The sequence below is a fragment of the Pseudomonas sp. S2_B10 genome (genome assembly GCF_054668425.1).
Map to the genome: position 1 here is coordinate 4,969,952 of NZ_CP162768.1, position 19,219 is coordinate 4,989,170.

The window sequence follows — 19,219 nt, forward strand, 5'->3', positions numbered from 1 at the left end:
TAAAGTTGTCTTTGGTCGTGCTAGTTTAATGTCAATTTTTCGTATACGTGGGCAAAACGCCTGTCAGAACATAGAGTTGGCGCCACGTTTTAAAGCGGTTTACGCAGTGTAAACCCCTTATTTTTCAGCATTTTTTATAGAGGCACGGGATTACATGGAAATCGGTCTGCGCGAGTGGCTGATCGTCATCGGCATCATTGTGATAGCCGGTATTCTTTTCGATGGCTGGCGCCGTATGCGCGGCGGCAAGGGAAAGCTGAAATTCCGTCTCGACCGGAGCCTGTCCAATCTGCCGGACGAGGACACCAGCGCCGAGCTGTTGGGCCCGGCCCGCGTCCTGGATACGCACAAAGAGCCGCAACTGGACGAGCACGATCTGCCGTCGGTGAGCATGCCCAACCGCGAAGCCCGCGAGCCGCGTGAATCCGGTTCGAAACGTGGCAAGCGCGGCAGCAACGGCCCGGCGCAGGGCGACTTGAACCTCGACCTCGATCTGGACGGCGGCCCGAGCTTCAGCAGCCGTGACGACGATTTCGCCGAAGACAGCAAGCCTGCAGCGGCCGTGGCGGAAAAAGATCAGCCGCAAGCCGAAGAAGTCCTGGTGATCAGCGTGATCTGCCGCGACCCGGCCGGCTTCAAAGGCCCGGCGCTGCTGCAGAATATTCTCGAAAGCGGCCTGCGTTTCGGCGAGATGGACATTTTCCACCGCCACGAAAGCATGGCCGGCAACGGCGAAGTGCTGTTCTCCATGGCCAACGCGGTCAAGCCGGGTATCTTCGATCTGGACGACATTGACCACTTCAGCACCCCGGCGGTGAGCTTCTTCCTCGGTCTGCCAGGCCCGCGTCATCCGAAGCAGGCCTTCGACGTGATGGTCGCGGCAGCCCGCAAGCTGTCCCAGGAATTGAACGGCGAATTGAAAGACGATCAGCGCAGCGTACTGACCGCCCAGACGATTGAGCATTACCGTCAGCGCATCGTCGAATTCGAACGCCGCGCATTGACCCAGAAGCGCTAAGGCCAGATCAAAAGATCGCAGCCTTCGGCAGCTCCTACAGAGGATCGCGATACTGTAGGAGCTGACGAGTGCAACGAGGCTGCGATCTTCTGGCCCCGCCGCCGATAATTGAATAAAACTGGAGCAGCCTCGGCTGCTCTTTTGCTTTATGAGAGAACACCCATGACCGCCGCCAAAACCCGCATTCTAGAGCTGCGCGCTGAGCTGGATCAGCACAACTATCGCTATCACGTTCTCGACGAGCCGAGCATTCCCGATGCCGAATACGACCGCTTGTTTCAGGAGCTCAAGGCACTGGAAGCGGCCAACCCGGAACTCATCACCAGCGATTCGCCGACCCAGCGCGTCGGTAGCATGGCGTTGACTGCGTTCACTCAGGTGCGTCACGAAATCCCGATGCTCAGCCTCGGCAACGCCTTCGAAGAATCCGACATGCGCGAGTTCGATCGCCGCGTCAACGAAGGCCTCGACGTGCCGGCCGGCGATCTGTTTGGTGGCGGCGCGGCGGTGGAATACAGCTGCGAGCCGAAGCTTGATGGCCTGGCGGTCAGCCTGCTGTATCAGGATGGTCTGCTGGTGCGCGGCGCCACCCGTGGCGATGGCACCACCGGCGAGGACATCAGCGTCAACGTGCGCACCGTGCGCAATATTCCGCTGAAGCTGCACGGCGAAGGCTGGCCGGCGACGCTGGAAGTGCGTGGTGAAGTGTTCATGTCCAAGGCCGGTTTCGAGCGCCTCAATGCTTCGCAGCTGGAAATCGGCGGCAAGACCTTTGCCAACCCGCGCAACGCGGCAGCGGGCAGCCTGCGCCAGCTCGATTCGAAGATCACCGCCAATCGTCCGCTGGAATTCTGTTGCTACGGCATTGGCCAGGTGTCTCACGATATCGCCGACACCCACATCGGTAACCTCAAGCAGTTGCAGAAGTGGGGCATGCCGATCAGTCACGAACTGAAGCTGGCCAAGGGCATCGACGAGTGCCTGGAGTATTACCGCGACATCGGCGCGCGCCGTAACTCGCTGGCCTATGAAATCGATGGCGTGGTGTTCAAGGTCAACAGCATTGCCGACCAGCGTGAACTGGGCTTTCGTGCGCGCGAGCCGCGCTGGGCGATCGCGCACAAATTCCCGGCGATGGAAGAACTCACCGAGCTGCTCGACGTGGAATTCCAGGTCGGCCGCACCGGTGCGGTAACTCCCGTGGCGCGCCTGAAACCGGTGAAAGTCGCCGGCGTCACCGTGGCCAACGCCACGTTGCACAACATGGACGAAGTCGCGCGTCTGGGCCTGATGATCGGCGACACGGTGATCATTCGCCGCGCCGGCGATGTGATTCCGCAAGTGGTGCAGGTAGTTACCGAGCGTCGCCCCGATGACGCGCGCCCGGTGGCCATTCCTGAAAGTTGCCCGGTGTGCGGCTCCCACGTTGAACGCACGCAACTGGTCAAGCGCAGCAAGGGCAAGGAAACCTTCAGCGAAGGCGCGGTGTATCGCTGCGTCGGCCGACTGGCCTGCGGTGCGCAACTGAAACAGGCGATCATTCACTTCGTCTCGCGCCGGGCCATGGACATCGAAGGCTTGGGCGACAAGAGCGTCGAACAACTGGTCGACGAAGGCCTGGTCAGCTCGCCGGCCGATCTGTATGCGCTGAAGTTCGACGACATCGTCGATCTGGAAGGCTTCGCCGAGGTATCGAGCAACAAGCTTCTCAAAGCCATTGAAGACAGCAAGCAACCGAGCCTGGCACGTTTCATCTACGCCCTCGGCATTCCCGATGTCGGCGAAGAGACGGCGAAGGTGCTGGCGCGTTCGCTGGGTTCACTGGAGCGCGTGCAACAGGCTTTGCCGCATGTGCTGACCTATCTGCCGGACGTCGGCCTGGAAGTGGCGCACGAGATTCACAGTTTCTTTGAGGATGCGCACAACCAGCAGGTCATCAGCGAATTGCTCGGCCATGGTTTGCAGATTCAGGATCAGGGCGAGTTGGGCGCCGAATTCGCCGCCAGTACCACGTTGGGCGGCTTGCTCGACAAACTGCACATTCCTTTCGTCGGCCCCGGTGGTGCGCAGAAACTCGCCGATCGCTTCGGTTCGCTGGAAGCGGTGATGAACGCTGACTGGCTGGACATGCGCCAGGCATTGCCGGAGAAGCAGGCCAACTCGGTACGCGAGTTCTTCGCCTCGCCTGAGCATCGGCAACTGGCCGAGCAGGCCGAGCAGCAATTGCGCGATTTCGGCATGCATTGGCAGAGCGAGAAGAAAGTCGTCGAAGGTCTGCCGCTGTCCGGGGAAACCTGGGTGCTGACCGGCAAGGTCGAACTGATGAGCCGGGATGTGGCCAAGGATCATCTGGAAAGCCTGGGTGCCAAGGTCGCCGGTTCGGTGTCGGCGAAAACCCATTGCGTGGTCGCAGGCCCGGGTGCCGGCTCGAAACTGACCAAGGCCAACGAGTTGGGTGTGAAAGTCATGGACGAAGAAGCGTTTATCGCCTTCCTCAAAACCCACGGCGTCGCCGTCTGACCGGATGAACCCCTGTGGTGAGGGGATTTATCCCTGTCCGGATGGACACCTGTGGCGAGGGGATTTATCCCCGCTGGGTTGCGCAGCGACCCCAAAACCCTGCAGCCGATCATTTCATCTGTATCGCGTGTACGGTTTTTTGCGACTGCTGCGCAGTCGAGCGGGGATAAATCCCCTCACCACAATGGTGCTATCACCCGGCTGCGCGGTTATGGGTGGGAACGATGTTGTCTTCAGAATGATCTAGTCTTGGCCAGTCCCAGGGAGAGATCGCCATGCACCGTTTTTTCGAGCAGCTCAGTTCCCGCATCATCGCGCCGTTCGTGGCCGGATCCTCGCGCAACAGCAAAGTCTGGCCGTGCCGTTGCGGCCAGTCGCTGTTCTTTCGCAACAGTCAGTGCCTGGCCTGTAACGCCTTGCTTGGCTATCAACCTGAACAAAGTCGCCTGACCTCGCTGCAGTCGGGGCCGGAAGAGGGCACCTGGACGCTCGACGCCGATCCCGACGCCGGACTGTTCCGCCGCTGCGCCAACCTCGACATGCCCGCCGCGTGCAACTGGCTGCTGCCGGCCAACGATCACGACACCTTGTGCATCGCTTGCAGCCTCAACCGCACCATTCCCGACCTGTCCGTCGCGGAAAATCCCGAACGCTGGCGCAAGGTCGAAATCGCCAAGCGTCGAATGGTCGCGCAACTGATCACCCTCGGCTTGCCGGTCATCCCGAAAACCACGGATGAAGAAACCGGGCTGGCGTTCGACTTCATCGGTGTCGACCTGGAAGGCAACGCGCCGATGACCGGCCACGCCAATGGCCTGATCACCCTCGATATCAAAGAGGCCGACGACGCTCACCGTGAACAGGTCAGGGCCGCGATGCACGAACCTTACCGCACGCTGCTCGGGCATTTTCGCCATGAGGTCGGCCACTACTACTGGGATCGCCTCATCGCCAACGGCCCTTGGCTGGAGGCGTTCCGTAACCTGTTCGGCGACGAGCGCGCCAGTTACGCCGACGCGCTGGACCGGCATTACCAGCAAGGCGCACCGCTGGACTGGCCGCAGCACTACGTCAGTGCCTACGCGACCATGCACCCGTGGGAAGACTGGGCGGAAACCTGGGCGCACTACCTGCACATGATGGACGCCGTGGATACCGCGCTGGGCTTCGGCATGAGCGCGCGGGAAATGGACTTTGACTATCAGCCGTTTCCGACCAGCACCCTGTACGACCCGGAGCACCCCGGCGGTGGCGCTTTCCTGTCATTCGTCAATGCGTGGATCGAGCTGGCGGGCATGCTCAACGAACTGTCGCGCAGCATGGGCCAGCCGGATTTCTATCCGTTCGTACTGCCGGCAGCGGCGATCGCCAAGCTGCACTTCATTCATCTGGTGATCCAGGATGCGGGCGGTCGCGCAGACGAAGTCCTGGCCCTGTAGAAGCTGGCGCAGGCTGCGATCTTTTGGCGTCACCGCATGTCCTTGAACCTGTTGGTATTTTTTATCTGCAACCAACGGTTGTAACTTCATCTCAGACAGGTACAATGGCGCGGCTCGCCGACAGGCAAGCGTCGTTATGGTGACCCCATCGGTCCCCCCGCAACGATTACCCGTGAACCTGGTCAGATCCGGAAGGAAGCAGCCACAGCGGGAACATTGTGTGCCGGGGTGTGGCTGGTGGGGGCACCACCTTAACGAACCTACCGAGAATTCAGAGAACTGCATGGGTTTGCCCACTGCGGTTTTTTTATGCCTGCGATTTGGCTAGTGGCGTTGATCCGCCAGCAAAAATGCTCGGATCAGCCGGGCAGCTTCCAGTGCCCGTGCGGCTGTCGACAGCGAACAGTGGCATACTCCCTCGCCTGGCATTGAGAGGTAAGGCAAGTGGGTGAAATCGACGATCTGACTCGTGAAAAACTGCGCGAATGGCAGATGCGGCGTCTGGAAGTCAAAACGCAGATGCAGGATCAGCCCGAGCGCACGCTGGAACTGTCGCGAGTGCTCGACCTGATGGATGAAGAACACGCTGCGATTCTGGCGGCATCTGCTGTTTTCAACGCGGCAGAAGAGCCTGAACAGTCGGTCCCGGTCGAGGCACAATCGGCGATCGTCGAGCACGCATCAGACTCGCTGACCGCAAAGTACGACCTGCAGCTGCAAGCCACCGCGCAAAACCCTGAACACCTGCGCAAACTGCTCGAAATGGCGCTCTACGAAGTGCAGGCGCAGATCGATGCGGCGGCGGTGGCCAGCGGCACTGAACGACGCGGCATGTCCGGCACGCTCGGCGGTTACTCCTTCGAGCTGCGCATCAGCCCCGAGGCCGGCAGTGAAGGAAACTTGCCGCAGTCCCATGAAATGCACGACGAGAATGACCAGGACTGATCTGGTGAGTGTCAAAGCCCAGGCGGCGAGGTTGTATGCACCCGGAACATTTTGATTTGGCCACCCCGGTATTTCTGCCCATCACCCATGATGCGTGTACGGCGCTGTTGCAGCCCAACGGTGACGCGGCACTCGCCAACCTGAGCGACCCGGAACTGGCGGCGGTGCTGGTCATCCAGAACCTTGCCCAGGCCACGGAAAAGGACCTGAGTGCCAGCGCAGCGGAGAAAATTCTCGCCAGACTCATTGACTGGTCTGTCACCTCCCGGCGCTCCGGATCGGCGGGACTGCTTGCAGAGGCGCGGCGTCTGTTCGATTCGCGCAAATTGTACTTCGGCCTCAATGCGCTCAAAGGCCTGAACCTGCGCTTTCTCATGGCCGATGAAGTCACAGCGCAGGAATACCTGTTGCCCGGCGGGCAGTGGGATGTGGACTACAAAATTCGCCATCAGCAACAGAACAATCCGTTCAGCCAGCAAATGGTCACGCCACGCGAGCGCGAGCACTGGTTGAGCGCGGCGCAGGACAAGCTGCTGCGAACCTTCCGTGCCAACCTCGACGAAGACCTGCACGTGCAGGGTTATGCGGGCATCGGCAAGAGTTACATGCTCAGCGCGCTGATCGAATGCCTGCGCTCGAAACGCACCCTGGTACTGGCGCGCACCCCGGCGAAACTGGCGACGTTGCGCAAGCACATCGTGCAGGTCCACGACACGGAAATTGGCCAGACCTTCTACGATTTTGCCCAGGCCCAGTTGCTCGGCCCCCGATCGCACATGGCCAGGACGCCAGCGCGGATCCCGAGCAGGCAGGCGCTGGCGCAGGAACTGAATATGTTCGGCTTTCGCCACCACGATGGGCAGGGCACTCTGGAGGTTTGTCTGCGCGTGCTGGAGCTGTATTGCGCCTCAAGAGATCACACGCTATCCGCCAGGCACCTGCCGCATTTTCAGCAGCCCTTGAGCGGCGCAGACTCACAGGCGCTGCTGGAATATTCCAGTCGCCTGTGGGTATATCTCGAGGCCAATCCGGCGTGGGCCAGCCAGAGCGGTTTTCCGACGTTGCTCATGATCAAGCGCGCCAGTCTGGCCGGTTGCCGCGTCCCGCCGCGCTACACCCATGTGATCATCGACGAAAGCCAGGACGTGCCGGCGTCGCTGCTGCAAATCATCGAGCGCGGGCAGCAGGTACTGATCACCCTCGGCGATGAGTATCAGCAGGCCACGGGCGAGGCGCCCAAGCGCAAGCGTGAAGTTCGTCAGAGCGATATCTGCTATTCGGTGCGTTCGGGGCGCAATGTCGAGCGCTTGGTCAATCCGCTGATCTCGCGCCACACGCACAAGAGCAAAGTGCCGTTCGAAGGCGCTCGTCACGCCGACGTCGATATCGAGTACTACCCGCAAGCCTTCGTGCCGCCCGAAGGTTGCGTGGTGCTGACCGCGTCACCCTGGGACACGATGATGTGGGCCATCCATCTGCACGACTCCAGTTGCGCCTTCAGTTTTCCCGACAGGGAAGCGCAGAACGACATCAAGCATTTCATGACCACCGCCATCGAGCTGTTCCGCCGCGATTTCTACAACGCCGGGTCCAGCGAGAAAGGACCGCACCCGTATTTCAGCGACATGGCTGATTGGCAGCAGGTGCGTGAGGCCAACCGTTTCGACGAGGCGTTTTTGTGGATCGAAACGCAACTGCAAAACGGCTTCATGATTGCCGACCTGACTCGCCTGAGCCAAAAGATCATCGAGCCAGGCAAAGCCTGTCTGTTGATGATGGCCGAGCGAGCTGGCGGCATGGAGTTCAAGCGCGTGCTGTTGACCCGGACGTTGCTCAGTAACGAGAAATTCAAGGATGCCTACGAGTTCGATCAGCGCATCTGTGCCGTGTACATCGCCGTGTCCCGTGCCCGGCAGCAGCTTTATCTGCCTTACGACGTGGTCGAGTGGATCGATTATCACCACAGCCGCGAGCCAAAATTCCGCGAGTCGCACGGTTATTGACCCGGCCAACCCTGTGGGAGCTAGGGTGTGGTTGAAGAGGCGCCGGTGTACAACCTGATTATGTCGTCGATCTCGCCGGACATTTTCATGCGCAGCAACGTTCGTAAAATCCGCTGCACCGGCACGTTCGGGTCGTTCCTCACATAGCAGCCGATATTCTGTTCCTGCAGCACCGCGACCCCTTGCAACTGCTGCTCCGGCAGCAGGCGTTGATTGATCCAGTCCAGGGTCCACTGATTGCTCACCGCATAGCGATATCGCCCGGCTAGGAGCTTTTCCAGTACCTGTTCCTGATTGCGCGCGTCTTCGCGTTGCAACTGGTCGGCGTCAAACAGCGGTTGCAGGGTAGGGTAGCTGTAACCGAGGACGGTGCCGATGGCCTGGCGCGGCAGCCGGGCGGGATCGATCTGCGCCGGTTGTTCCTTGCGGCTGATCAGCAGGTCGCGCTGGAACCACAACGGCACGCTCCAGATGTAATCGCCGGACTGATTCGGCAGCCACGACTGTGCGGCATAGCAGCGCACGTCGATGTCGCCGTGCTCCATGGCGCTCTGTACCCGCGCGCGCGGCAGGACGACGAATTGCGCTGGCGCGCCGACCTGGGTCGCCAGGCTGAGCAGGACGTCATGCAGGATGCCCTGGGTCGGTCTGCCGCCTTGCAGTTGCACCATCGGCATCGCCCAACTGTCCGGCACGGCGAAGCGCAACGGCGCTTGCGCTGCCATCGCGTTGAGGCTGATACCCAGCAATGCCGCCACGGCCCACCGCATAGACGCTCCGGTAATTCCTCGTCCCGAGCTGATAAAAGCCTCTGCTGATGCAGCTTAGCCATATTAGACGAGGACACCGGATGCAATTTTGCCCTTGCTCCGCTAGCATTAGCCGCTTCTGCTTCCTTCGCTGCGACGGTTTTCGATGAGTTATCAGGTTCTTGCACGTAAATGGCGTCCGCGCTCGTTCCGCGAAATGGTCGGCCAGACCCATGTGCTCAAGGCTCTGATCAATGCCTTGGACAGCCAACGGCTGCACCACGCCTACCTGTTCACCGGGACGCGCGGGGTCGGCAAGACCACCATCGCGCGGATCATTGCCAAGTGCCTGAACTGCGAGACAGGTATCACTTCCAGCCCCTGCGGCGAGTGTTCGGTATGCCGCGAGATCGATGAAGGTCGTTTTGTCGACCTGATCGAGATCGACGCCGCCAGCCGCACCAAGGTCGAAGACACCCGCGAACTGCTCGATAACGTGCAGTACGCGCCAAGCCGTGGGCGCTTCAAGGTCTACCTGATCGACGAAGTGCACATGCTTTCCAGCCATTCCTTCAATGCGCTGTTGAAAACCCTCGAAGAGCCGCCGCCCTACGTCAAGTTCATCCTGGCGACCACCGATCCGCAGAAACTTCCGGCAACGATTCTTTCGCGCTGCCTGCAGTTCTCCCTGAAGAACATGACGCCCGAGCGTGTGGTCGAGCATTTGACCCACGTGCTGACCGCAGAAAACGTACCGTTCGAAGACGACGCACTCTGGCTGCTTGGTCGCGCTGCTGACGGCTCGATGCGTGACGCCATGAGCCTGACCGATCAGGCCATCGCGTTCGGTGAAGGCAAAGTGCTCGCTACCGACGTGCGGGCCATGCTCGGCACGCTGGATCACGGTCAGGTCTATGACGTGCTGCATTCGCTGATCGAGGGCGATGCCAAGGCGCTGCTCGAAGCCGTGCGGCATCTGGCCGAGCAAGGCCCGGACTGGAACGGCGTGCTCTCGGAAATTCTCAACGTGCTGCACCGCGTGGCCATCGCTCAGGCGTTGCCGGAAGGCGTCGACAATGGCCACGGCGACCGTGATCGCGTATTGGCCCTGGCTCAGGCGCTGCCGGCCGAAGACGTGCAGTTCTATTACCAGATGGGCCTGATCGGTCGCCGCGACTTGCCGCTCGCGCCGGACCCGCGTGGCGGTTTCGAGATGGTCTTGCTGCGGATGCTCGCGTTCCGCCCGGCGGATACGGCGGACGCGCCGAGGCAACCGCTAAAGCCAGTGGGGATCAGCCAGGCCACAGTTGATTCCGCAAACTCAGTGGCTGCCGCGCCGAAGCCTGCGCCGGTGGTCGCTGCGGCTGCGGCTGCTGCGCCAGCACCCGCGCCCGCTGCCGAGCCAGAACCGGTTGTGCCGGTTGTCGAAGCGCAACCGGAGCCTGAGCCAGTCGCCGTCGAAACCGTGGTCGATCTGCCATGGAACGACCCGGTGGAAGCCGAGGCCGAGCCGGCGCCAGTTCAGCAACCCGCCGTCGAACCGGTGCTGGAAACCGCCGGCGAGCAGCCTGAACTGCCGCCGATGCCGCTGCCGACCCCGGACAGCGTGGTCCCGGATGCGCCGGAGTGGGCCGCTGCGCCAATTCCCGAGCCGTCCGTCGCCGACGTCGATGCCGCTACGCCGGGCATGGACATGGACGACGAACCGCCGCTGGATGAAGACTACATCGAGCCGGACATGGATTCGGCCTACAGCTACCTCGACGAACTGGCCAGCGAACACGCCGCCGATCCGGAGCCTGAGCCCGAGCCGGAACCTGCTGCCGCGCCGGCCACCGGCCTGGCCCTGCAATGGCTGGAACTGTTCCCGAAGCTGCCGATTTCCGGCATGACCGGCAGCATCGCCGCCAACTGCACGTTGATTGCGGTCGACGGCGATCACTGGCTGATGCACCTCGATCCGGCCCACAGCGCGCTGTTCAACGCCACGCAACAGCGTCGTCTCAACGACGCGTTGAACCAGTTCCACGGGCGCACGCTGACCCTGATCATCGAGCTGATCAAGCCCGAGCAGGAAACCCCGGCCCAGGCCGCCTCGCGCCGCCGCGCCAATCGCCAGCGCGAGGCGGAGGAATCGATCCACGGTGATCCGTTCATCCAGCAGATGGTTCAGCAGTTCGGCGCAGTGGTGCGAAGCGATACTATTGAACCTGTCGACGCCTTGGTCACCCAAGGCTAATAACTGAAGGTGCTCGACCAAGATGGCCGGGCGCTGTTTTATCCAAGTACGTTTGAGGTGATTCCCATGATGAAAGGTGGCATGGCCGGCCTGATGAAGCAGGCGCAGCAGATGCAGGAAAAAATGGCCAAGATGCAGGAAGAACTGGCCAACGCCGAAGTCACCGGCAAGGCCGGCGGCGATATGGTCACCGTGGTGATGACCGGTCGTCACGACGTTAAAAGCGTGAGCATCGACCCAAGCCTGGTCGAAGGCCTGAGCGAAGACGACAAGGAAATGCTGGAAGCCGTGGTCGCTGCCGCCGTCAACGACGCCGTGCGCAAGATCGAAGCCAACAGCCAGGAAAAAATGGGCAGCATGACCGCCGGCATGAACCTGCCGGCGGGTATGAAACTGCCGTTCTGATTCGCCATTGCGCGGCAGATGAGCTACACAAAATGCCAGGCATAGCGCCTGGCATTTTTGTTTCTGCCTGATGGACATATGCCGGCTGGACTGACGCCTTCGCGAGCGGGCTCGCTCCCACATTTGGAATGCATTCCCCTGTGGGAGCGAGCCTGCTCGCGAATGAAGTCACCTCGGCAAAACTGAAGAAACATCGAACACACCACCGCTACCAAGGTCTGCTCCCTATACACCGAATTCCCCATTCACAGGAGACGCTGACATGTCCGACCCTCTCACCCTCAATCAACGCTTCGTCCTCGCCTCGCGCCCGACCGGCGCGCCGACCCCGGAGAACTTCCGTCTGGAGCGCGAGGCGCTGCCGGATCTGCAGGACGGTCAAGTCCTGCTGAAAACCCTGTACCTGTCGCTCGACCCATACATGCGCGGGCGCATGAGCGACGCTCCGTCCTACGCTGCGCCAGTGCAAATCGGCGAAGTCATGACCGGTGGTGCGGTCAGCCGGGTCGAGCAGTCCAATCATCCGAAATTCCACGTAGGTGATCTGGTGGTTGGCGCCACCGGTTGGCAGAGCCACAGCATCAGCGACGGCCGCAACATCATGCCGATCCCGGCCGGCCTGCCGAGCCCGTCGATGGCCCTCGGCGTACTGGGCATGCCGGGCATGACCGCGTACATGGGCCTAATGGACATCGGCCAGCCGAAAGAGGGCGAAACCCTGGTAGTGGCTGCAGCGTCCGGTGCCGTCGGTTCGGTGGTCGGGCAAGTGGCGAAGATCAAAGGCCTGCGCGCGGTCGGCGTGGCCGGTGGTGCCGAGAAGTGCAAATACGTCGTTGAGAAGCTGGGTTTTGATGCCTGCATCGACCACAAGGCAGATGACTTCGCCGAGCAACTGGCCAAGGCCTGTCCGAACGGCATCGACATCTATTACGAGAACGTCGGCGGCCATGTCTTCGACGCCGTCGTGCCGTTGCTCAATCCCAAGGCGCGCATCCCGTTGTGCGGCCTGATTGCCGGCTACAACGCCGCCGAGGCGCCGACCGGCCCGGATCGTTTGCCGATGCTGCAACGCACTTTGCTCACCAAGCGTGTGCGGATTCAGGGCTTCATCGTCTTCGACGATTACGGTGATCGTCAGCCGGAATTCATCAGCCACATGGTGCCGTGGGTACGCGACGGCAAGGTGAAATTCCGCGAGGACGTGGTCGAAGGCCTGGAGCAGGCGCCCGAGGCGTTCATCGGTCTGCTGGAAGGGCGCAACTTCGGCAAACTGGTGGTCCGGGTCGCCCAGGACTGAGGATTTGACGCTGGCCAGAGGCGCGGGTATAAACCGCGTCTCGTTGTTTAGTCGGACTGTTTACCCATGAGCTTCAGCCCTTTGATTCGCCAACTGATCGACGCTCTGCGCACCTTGCCAGGCGTGGGTCAGAAAACCGCTCAGCGCATGGCGTTGCAGTTGCTCGAACGTGATCGCAGCGGCGGTACGCGTCTGGCCCAGGCCTTGAGCCAGGCCATGGAGGGCGTTGGCCATTGCCGCCAGTGCCGCACGCTGACCGAAGACGACCTCTGCCCGCAATGCGCCGACCCGCGCCGCGATGACACGCTGCTCTGCGTGGTCGAAGGGCCGATGGACGTTTATGCGGTGGAGCAGACCGGCTTCCGTGGCCGCTATTTCGTGCTCAAGGGGCACTTGTCGCCGCTGGATGGCCTGGGGCCGGAAGCGATCGGCATTCCGCAATTGATGGCGCGGATTGAAGAGGCGGGGACCTTTACCGAAGTCATCCTCGCCACCAACCCGACGGTGGAAGGCGAAGCGACGGCGCACTACATCGCGCAGTTGCTCAACAACAAAGGCCTGGTCGCCTCGCGGATTGCCCACGGCGTGCCGCTGGGCGGTGAGCTGGAGCTGGTCGACGGCGGCACGCTGGCGCATTCGTTTGCCGGGCGTAAACCTATCTCCCTGTAAGTCTCTATCGCCCTTTCGGGCCACATCGCTGGCAAGCCAGCTCCCACAGTGTTGGATGTGACCCACAGCATATGTGTCCACACCGAACCCTGTGGGAGCTGGCTTGCCAGCGATGGCCGCGCTGCGGTCGATCTGATTCACACAATTTCATTGATAACCAAGCAAGCGCTCGGTTAACGTCGGCGAACCCTTCCGTGGAGCTCGCCCATGCCTGCCTTTCAGGAATACTTCGACCCCAGCCATCAACTGGTCCGTGACAGCGTCAGACGTTTTGTCGAACGCGAGATCCTGCCGGACATCGATCAGTGGGAAGAAGCCGAAAGCTTTCCCCGTGAGCTGTACCTCAAGGCCGGTGCGGCGGGCGTTCTCGGTATCGGCTATCCCGAGGCGCTTGGCGGCAGCCATGAAGGCGATCTGTTCGCCAAGGTCGCCGCCAGTGAGGAGCTGATGCGCTGTGGCTCAGGCGGGCTGGTGGCGGGGCTGGGTTCGCTGGATATCGGCCTGCCGCCGATCGTCAAATGGGCGCGGCCTGAAGTGCGAGAGCGGGTCGTCCCCCAAGTGCTCAGCGGTGAGAAAATCAGCGCCCTGGCGGTGACCGAACCCGGTGGCGGTTCCGACGTCGCCAACCTGCAAACCCGCGCCGTGCGTGACGGCGACTTCTACCGGGTCAGCGGCAGCAAGACCTTTATCACCAGCGGCGTTCGCGCCGATTTCTACACCGTCGCGGTGCGTACCGGTGCGCCGGGGTTCGGCGGTATCAGCCTGTTGCTGATCGAGAAGGGCACGCCGGGGTTCAGTGTCGGTAGGCAGTTGAAGAAAATGGGCTGGTGGGCGTCGGACACGGCTGAATTGTTCTTCGACGATTGCCGCGTGCCTGTAGGAAACCTCATCGGCGCCGAGAACATGGGCTTCGCCTGCATCATGGGCAATTTTCAGAGCGAACGCCTGGCGCTGGCGCTGATGGCCAACATGACGGCGCAATTGGCGCTGGAGGAGAGCCTGAAGTGGGCGCGCGAGCGTGAGGCATTTGGCAAACCCATCGGCAAGTTTCAGGTGATCAAGCATCGCCTCGCCGAAATGGCCACGGCGCTGGAAGTGTCGCGGGAGTTCACTTACCGGCAAGCAGCGAAAATGGCGGCGGGGCAGAGCGTGATCAAGGAGATTTCCATGGCGAAGAACTTCGCCACCGACACCTCCGACCGGATCACCACCGAAGCCGTGCAGATTCTTGGCGGGCTCGGTTACATGCGTGAAAGCCTGGTGGAGCGGCTGTATCGGGATAATCGTATTCTGTCGATTGGCGGCGGGACGCGGGAAGTGATGAACGAAATCATCAGCAAGCAGATGGGGCTCTAAGTCCTGCGGTGTAGCTGCCGGCCCCTTCGCGAGCAGGCTCGCTCCCACAGTTGAAATGCATTCCCCTGTGGGAGCGAGCCTGCTCGCGAAAGCGGCCTGTCAGACGCTGCTTATTTATCGGTCAACGCAAACTGCGTCAGGCAAAACGTCGGAATACCCATGTCCTGCAAGCGCTGCGAACCTTGCAGCTCCGGCAGATCAATGATCGCCGCCGCTTCATGTACCCGCGCGCCCATGCGGCGAATCAGGTTGGCTGCTGCGATCAGCGTGCCGCCGGTAGCGATCAGGTCATCGAACATCACCACCGAATCGCCTTCACACAGGCTGTCGGCGTGCACTTCCAGAAACGCTTCGCCGTACTCGGTGGCGTAACCTTCGGCCAGTACGTCCGCCGGCAGTTTGCCTTGCTTGCGGAACAGCACCAGCGGCTTGTTCAACTGATAGGCCAGTACCGAACCGATCAGAAAACCACGGGCATCCATGGCGCCGATGTGGGTGAAGTCGGCTTCGACGTAGCGATGGGCGAAGCTGTCCATCACCAGGCGCAGGGCCGTCGGCGACTGGAACAGCGGGGTGATGTCGCGAAAGATCACGCCCGGTTTCGGGAAGTCGATCACGGGGCGGATCAGGGATTTGATGTCGAAGGAGTCGAAGACCATCGGGGTGTCCTGGCAGGGCTGCAAACGGCGCAGTATACCCGCGGCTGAAACGATTCGCTCAACCGCGGGTCGTGATCAGCCTTCGATCGAACCGCCGGCCAACGCGCACAGCTGGATCGGGTCGAGGATATGGATCTCCTTGCCCTCGGCGGCAATCAGCTCGTTCTGCTGGAAACGGGTGAACACCCGCGACACGGTTTCCACCGCCAGGCCCAGATAGTTACCGATTTCATTGCGCGACATGCTCAGGCGGAACTGGTTGGCCGAGAAGCCGCGAGCGCGGAAGCGTGCCGACAGGTTGACCAGGAAAGTAGCGATGCGCTCGTCAGCGGTTTTCTTCGACAGCAGCAGCATCATTTGCTGGTCGTCACGAATCTCGCGGCTCATCACCCGCATCAACTGGCGGCGCAGTTGCGGCAATTGCAGCGCGAGTTCATCAAGGCGCTCGAAGGGGATTTCGCAAACCGAAGTGGTTTCCAGCGCCTGGGCCGAGACCGGGTGTTTTTCGGTGTCCATGCCCGACAGTCCGACCAGTTCGCTCGGCAGGTGGAAACCGGTCAGTTGTTCTTCGCCGGCATCGCTCAGGCTGAAAGTCTTCAGGGCACCAGAGCGGACTGCATAAACGGAATCAAAGGTGTCGCCCTGGCGGAACAGGAATTCGCCTTTCTTCAGCGGGCGGCCGCGTTTAACGATTTCGTCGAGCGCATCCATGTCTTCCAGATTCAGAGAAAGTGGCAGGCAGAGCGGGGCCAGGCTGCAATCCTTGCAGTGGGCCTGGTTGTGAGCGCGCAGTTTGACTGGCTCGGACATTTCTTCAATCCTTGTGGGAAAACACACATAAGCCGTAAGGGTAACCCACGGGAGGACATTCAGGCCAGCACGTGGCGGCGTTGTCCTACAGACATAAAGCCGCAGCACCGGCGGCCGATAACCCGCTATCAGCATTCAACCAAGGAAGGCCCCGATGACCGCCATTGGTACGCTAAGCCCCGGCAGCAGCGGCGTTGCCGCTTCGCCGGAGATGACCAGCACCGACGCTGCAATCGATCGCGATGAAGACTTGTCGCACACGGCAACCCCGACCTTGGTCGAGGGCGTCAAAGTGTCGCTCTCCGGCGCGGCCATCGCCAAATCCGCCGCTGTCGGTGGCGAAAACAGTGACATCGACAACAGTGGCTTACCGGAGAACATCCAACAGTTGCTGAAGATGATTCGCAAGATTCAAAAAGAAATCATCGAGAAAAAAGCGCGCATGGCGGCGGTCATGTCAGACAGAACCCTCTCCACCGAGGAAAAGATCAACAAGCTCGCCGCACTGCGGGGCGCCATCGCCGCCCTCAACAGTGGCCTGATCACCGCCAACCTCGCCCTGTCGAAAGTCATGAACCAGTCGGCGCTCAACCCTGACCAGAACCTCAAAGTCGGCTCGTTGCTGACCAAGCCTTAAATCACCCGCGAGAAACGCTGGCGGTTCTGCTGCTCCAGGTACGCATCGAAAACCATGCACACCGAGCGCACCAGCAATCGGCCCGCTGGCAACACCTCGATGCGCTCGCGCTCGAGTCTGATCAGGCCATCCTCGGCCATACCTTGCAACTGCGGCCAGAGCGCGCCGAAGTAGCCTTGAAAATCGATGTTGAACTGCTGCTCGATCTCGGCGAACTCGAGTTTGAAATTGCAGATCAGCTGCTGAATCACTGCGCGGCGCAAGCGGTCGTCGGCGTTGCACACCAGACCGCGACTGGTCGCCAGCTGCGCGCTGGCCAGGCTGTTCTGATACGCGTTGAGGTCGCTGCTGTTCTGGCAGTACAGATCGCCGATCTGGCTGATCGCCGACACGCCCAGGCCAATCAGGTCGCAATGGCCGTGGGTGGTGTAACCCTGGAAGTTGCGTTGCAGGGTGTGCTCTTCCTGGGCAATCGCCAGTTCGTCATCGGGCAGGGCGAAGTGGTCCATGCCGATGTAGCGGTAGCCGGCAGCGGTCAGTTGCTCGATGGTGCGCTGGAGCATTTCCAGCTTGTGCGCCGGGCTCGGCAGTTCGCTGCTGTTGATTCGCCGTTGCGGCATGAAGCGTTCCGGCAGGTGCGCGTAGTTGAATACCGAGAGGCGATCCGGTTGCAGGCTGATTACTTCCTCGACGGTGCGGGCGAAATTGTCGGGCGTCTGCTTGGGCAGGCCATAAATCAGATCGATGTTGATCGAGCGAAATTGCAGGGTTCGCGCCGCATCGATCACCGCGCGGGTTTCTTCCAGGCTTTGCAGGCGATTGACCGCGCGCTGCACCGCCGGGTCAAGATCCTGCAGGCCAATGCTGACCCGGTTGAAACCCAATTCACGCAACAGGCCCATGGTCGACCAGTCGGCTTCGCGCGGGTCGATTTCAATGCCGTAATCGCCCGAGTCATCGTTGAGCAAATTGAAATGCTTGCGCAGGTGCGCCATCAGCTGGCGCAATTCGTCGTGGCTGAGAAAAGTCGGCGTGCCGCCACCGAAATGCAGCTGCTCGACGGTTTGCGCCGGGTCGAGGTGGCAGGCAATCAACTGGATTTCCTGCTCGAGCCGTTGCAGATACGGCTGCGCGCGACCGCGATCCTTGGTGATGACCTTGTTGCAGGCGCAGTAGTAGCAAATGTTCGCGCAGAACGGCACATGCACGTACAGCGACAACGGCCGCTGGGCCTTGCGGCTGTCGCGCAGGGCGTGGAACAGGTCGAAAGTGCCGACCTGACCGTGAAATTGCACGGCGGTCGGATATGAGGTGTAGCGTGGCCCCGCCAGATCGTAGCGGCGGATCAGATCAGAGTCCCAACGAATGGCGTCGAGCATGCGGGCATTCCCCCGGATAGGCTGGCAGTGTGGCGAGTCTAGGGGAGTGCGTTACAGGGCATCTTGATTTGCATCAACGGCGAGGATTTGTGTTGTTCGTGCGGGCGTCTTCGCGAGCAGGCTCGCTCCCACATTGGATTTGCAGCGTACTCAAGACCTGTGGGAGCGAGCCTGCTCGCGAAGGCCGCGCCACACATTTAATGGCCCATAAGCCAATGCTGATGCGGGCCGGGAAGGGTCCACAGGCCAAACAGGATCACCAGCAAGCCACCCGCCATGCGCACGCTGCGTTTGCGCAAGATCGCGGTCACCCGCTCAGCCGCCAGTCCGGTGGCGAGCAGCACCGGCCAGGTGCCGAGGCCGAAAGCGAGCATCAGCAACGCACTGTCCAGCGCATTGCCCTGACTCGCGCTCCACAGCAAGGTGCTGTAAACCAGTCCGCACGGCAGCCACCCCCACAGCGCACCGAGCAGCAAGGCACGCGGCAGGCTGGAAACCGGCAGCAAGCGATTCGCCAGCGGTTGAATGAAGCGCCACAAGCCACGCCCGAGCGCTTCGATACGGGTGAGCCCGCTCCACCAGCCGGCCAGGTACAAACCCATGGCGATCAGCAGCAACCCGGCCAGCACGCGCATGAACAGCGCCGCCGGGCTGTTGGCGACTGCCCAGCCGGCCAGACCGATGAGCAACCCCGCCGTGGCATAACTGAGAATCCGCCCGAGGTTGTACGCCAGTAACAGGCGAAAGCGCCGGCTGCGCTGCTCCTTGGGAATCGCCAGGGTCAGCGCGCCCATCAGGCCGCCGCACATGCCCAGACAGTGGCCGCCACCAAGCAGGCCGAGGATCAGCGCCGAGACCAGCAGGGGCGCCAGTTCAAGCATGGGGCGGCGCCTTGTCGTCCGGTTTGCCGGCGTTGGCTTCGTCCACCGCAGCGGTGTGGTTGGGGTCCTGATCGTCAAAAAGGATGCTGTGTGCCGGGCCGTCGAGGTCGTCGTACTGACCGCTGTCCACCGCCCAGAAGAAGATGTACACGGCGATGGCGACGATGAGCAAGGCAGCGGGAATCATCACATAGAGAGCTGGCATCGGTAACT

At 61.4% G+C, this 19,219-nt stretch carries 17 protein-coding genes and 1 other RNA gene; 12 read left to right on the top strand and 6 right to left on the bottom strand.

Translation table 11 applies throughout. The features are described from left to right. Positions 1-154: 154 nt before the first annotated feature. From zipA to AB4O45_RS22250, 6 genes are all read left to right on the top strand, one after another. On the top strand, positions 155-1,018 hold the full coding sequence (gene zipA / locus AB4O45_RS22225; protein WP_016773851.1) for a cell division protein ZipA: 864 nt from the start codon (positions 155-157) through the stop codon (positions 1,016-1,018). A gap of 162 nt (positions 1,019-1,180) precedes the next feature. Beyond that, positions 1,181-3,538 (top strand): NAD-dependent DNA ligase LigA, encoded by a 2,358-nt coding sequence (gene ligA / locus AB4O45_RS22230; RefSeq protein ID WP_460160542.1) that lies wholly within the window; start codon positions 1,181-1,183, stop codon positions 3,536-3,538. 275 nt (positions 3,539-3,813) lie between these two features. Continuing rightward, positions 3,814-4,977: a zinc-binding metallopeptidase family protein gene (locus tag AB4O45_RS22235; RefSeq protein ID WP_460160543.1), complete on the top strand. Its 1,164-nt coding sequence runs from the start codon at positions 3,814-3,816 to the stop codon at positions 4,975-4,977. 146 nt (positions 4,978-5,123) lie between these two features. Then, positions 5,124-5,220, top strand: an RNA gene (gene ffs, locus AB4O45_RS22240) — signal recognition particle sRNA small type. A 201-nt stretch (positions 5,221-5,421) separates the two neighbouring features. After that, on the top strand, positions 5,422-5,922 hold the full coding sequence (locus tag AB4O45_RS22245; RefSeq protein WP_460160544.1) for a hypothetical protein: 501 nt from the start codon (positions 5,422-5,424) through the stop codon (positions 5,920-5,922). Between the two features lie 35 nt (positions 5,923-5,957). Beyond that, positions 5,958-7,925 (top strand): hypothetical protein, encoded by a 1,968-nt coding sequence (locus AB4O45_RS22250; protein ID WP_460160545.1) that lies wholly within the window; start codon positions 5,958-5,960, stop codon positions 7,923-7,925. 20 nt (positions 7,926-7,945) lie between these two features. Here AB4O45_RS22250 and AB4O45_RS22255 read toward each other — a convergent pair whose 3' ends face one another. Further along, entirely contained in the window at positions 7,946-8,695 is a 750-nt protein-coding gene (locus AB4O45_RS22255; RefSeq protein ID WP_206420728.1) for a substrate-binding periplasmic protein, read from the bottom strand. A 145-nt stretch (positions 8,696-8,840) separates the two neighbouring features. On the opposite strand from AB4O45_RS22255, the gene dnaX reads away from it, so the two are divergent. The 5 genes from dnaX (at position 8,841) to AB4O45_RS22280 (ending at position 14,640) form a co-directional block, all read left to right on the top strand. Further along, entirely contained in the window at positions 8,841-10,913 is a 2,073-nt protein-coding gene (gene dnaX / locus AB4O45_RS22260) for a DNA polymerase III subunit gamma/tau (protein ID WP_460160546.1), read from the top strand. A 66-nt stretch (positions 10,914-10,979) separates the two neighbouring features. After that, positions 10,980-11,318 (top strand): YbaB/EbfC family nucleoid-associated protein, encoded by a 339-nt coding sequence (locus tag AB4O45_RS22265; protein ID WP_003223337.1) that lies wholly within the window; start codon positions 10,980-10,982, stop codon positions 11,316-11,318. A 262-nt stretch (positions 11,319-11,580) separates the two neighbouring features. After that, a complete protein-coding gene (locus tag AB4O45_RS22270) occupies positions 11,581-12,615 on the top strand; it encodes an NADP-dependent oxidoreductase (protein ID WP_460160547.1) in 1,035 nt (344 codons plus the stop codon). Between the two features lie 66 nt (positions 12,616-12,681). Continuing rightward, positions 12,682-13,284 (top strand): recombination mediator RecR, encoded by a 603-nt coding sequence (gene recR / locus AB4O45_RS22275; protein ID WP_016773861.1) that lies wholly within the window; start codon positions 12,682-12,684, stop codon positions 13,282-13,284. 207 nt (positions 13,285-13,491) lie between these two features. Then, positions 13,492-14,640 carry an acyl-CoA dehydrogenase family protein gene (locus AB4O45_RS22280; protein WP_150635828.1) on the top strand — a complete coding sequence of 383 codons (1,149 nt, stop codon included), beginning with the start codon at positions 13,492-13,494 and terminating at the stop codon, positions 14,638-14,640. Between the two features lie 110 nt (positions 14,641-14,750). On the opposite strand, the gene AB4O45_RS22285 is transcribed toward AB4O45_RS22280, so the two are convergent. Then, positions 14,751-15,299 carry an adenine phosphoribosyltransferase gene (locus AB4O45_RS22285; RefSeq protein ID WP_024012326.1) on the bottom strand — a complete coding sequence of 183 codons (549 nt, stop codon included), beginning with the start codon at positions 15,297-15,299 and terminating at the stop codon, positions 14,751-14,753. Between the two features lie 75 nt (positions 15,300-15,374). Beyond that, positions 15,375-16,109, bottom strand: a complete 735-nt coding sequence (fnr, locus tag AB4O45_RS22290; RefSeq protein ID WP_016773865.1) for a fumarate/nitrate reduction transcriptional regulator Fnr — start codon at positions 16,107-16,109, stop codon at positions 15,375-15,377. A gap of 154 nt (positions 16,110-16,263) precedes the next feature. On the opposite strand from fnr, the gene AB4O45_RS22295 reads away from it, so the two are divergent. Beyond that, the gene (locus AB4O45_RS22295) at positions 16,264-16,746 is read left to right on the top strand and encodes a hypothetical protein (protein WP_150741395.1); all 483 of its coding nucleotides are present in this window, start codon (positions 16,264-16,266) and stop codon (positions 16,744-16,746) included. Here the strand turns inward: AB4O45_RS22295 and hemN are convergent. The 3 genes from hemN to ccoS all read right to left on the bottom strand — a co-directional run bounded on the left by hemN (position 16,743) and on the right by ccoS (position 19,211). Next, the gene (gene hemN, locus AB4O45_RS22300; RefSeq protein ID WP_236169137.1) at positions 16,743-18,125 is read right to left on the bottom strand and encodes an oxygen-independent coproporphyrinogen III oxidase; all 1,383 of its coding nucleotides are present in this window, start codon (positions 18,123-18,125) and stop codon (positions 16,743-16,745) included. The genes AB4O45_RS22295 and hemN overlap by 4 nt on opposite strands. Before the next feature lie 197 nt (positions 18,126-18,322). Beyond that, positions 18,323-19,006, bottom strand: coding sequence for a sulfite exporter TauE/SafE family protein (locus AB4O45_RS22305; protein WP_016773868.1), 684 nt, complete (start codon positions 19,004-19,006; stop codon positions 18,323-18,325). After that, positions 18,999-19,211 carry a cbb3-type cytochrome oxidase assembly protein CcoS gene (gene ccoS / locus AB4O45_RS22310; RefSeq protein ID WP_039763029.1) on the bottom strand — a complete coding sequence of 71 codons (213 nt, stop codon included), beginning with the start codon at positions 19,209-19,211 and terminating at the stop codon, positions 18,999-19,001. Before ccoS ends, AB4O45_RS22305 begins: the two co-directional genes overlap by 8 nt. Positions 19,212-19,219 lie beyond the last annotated feature (8 nt).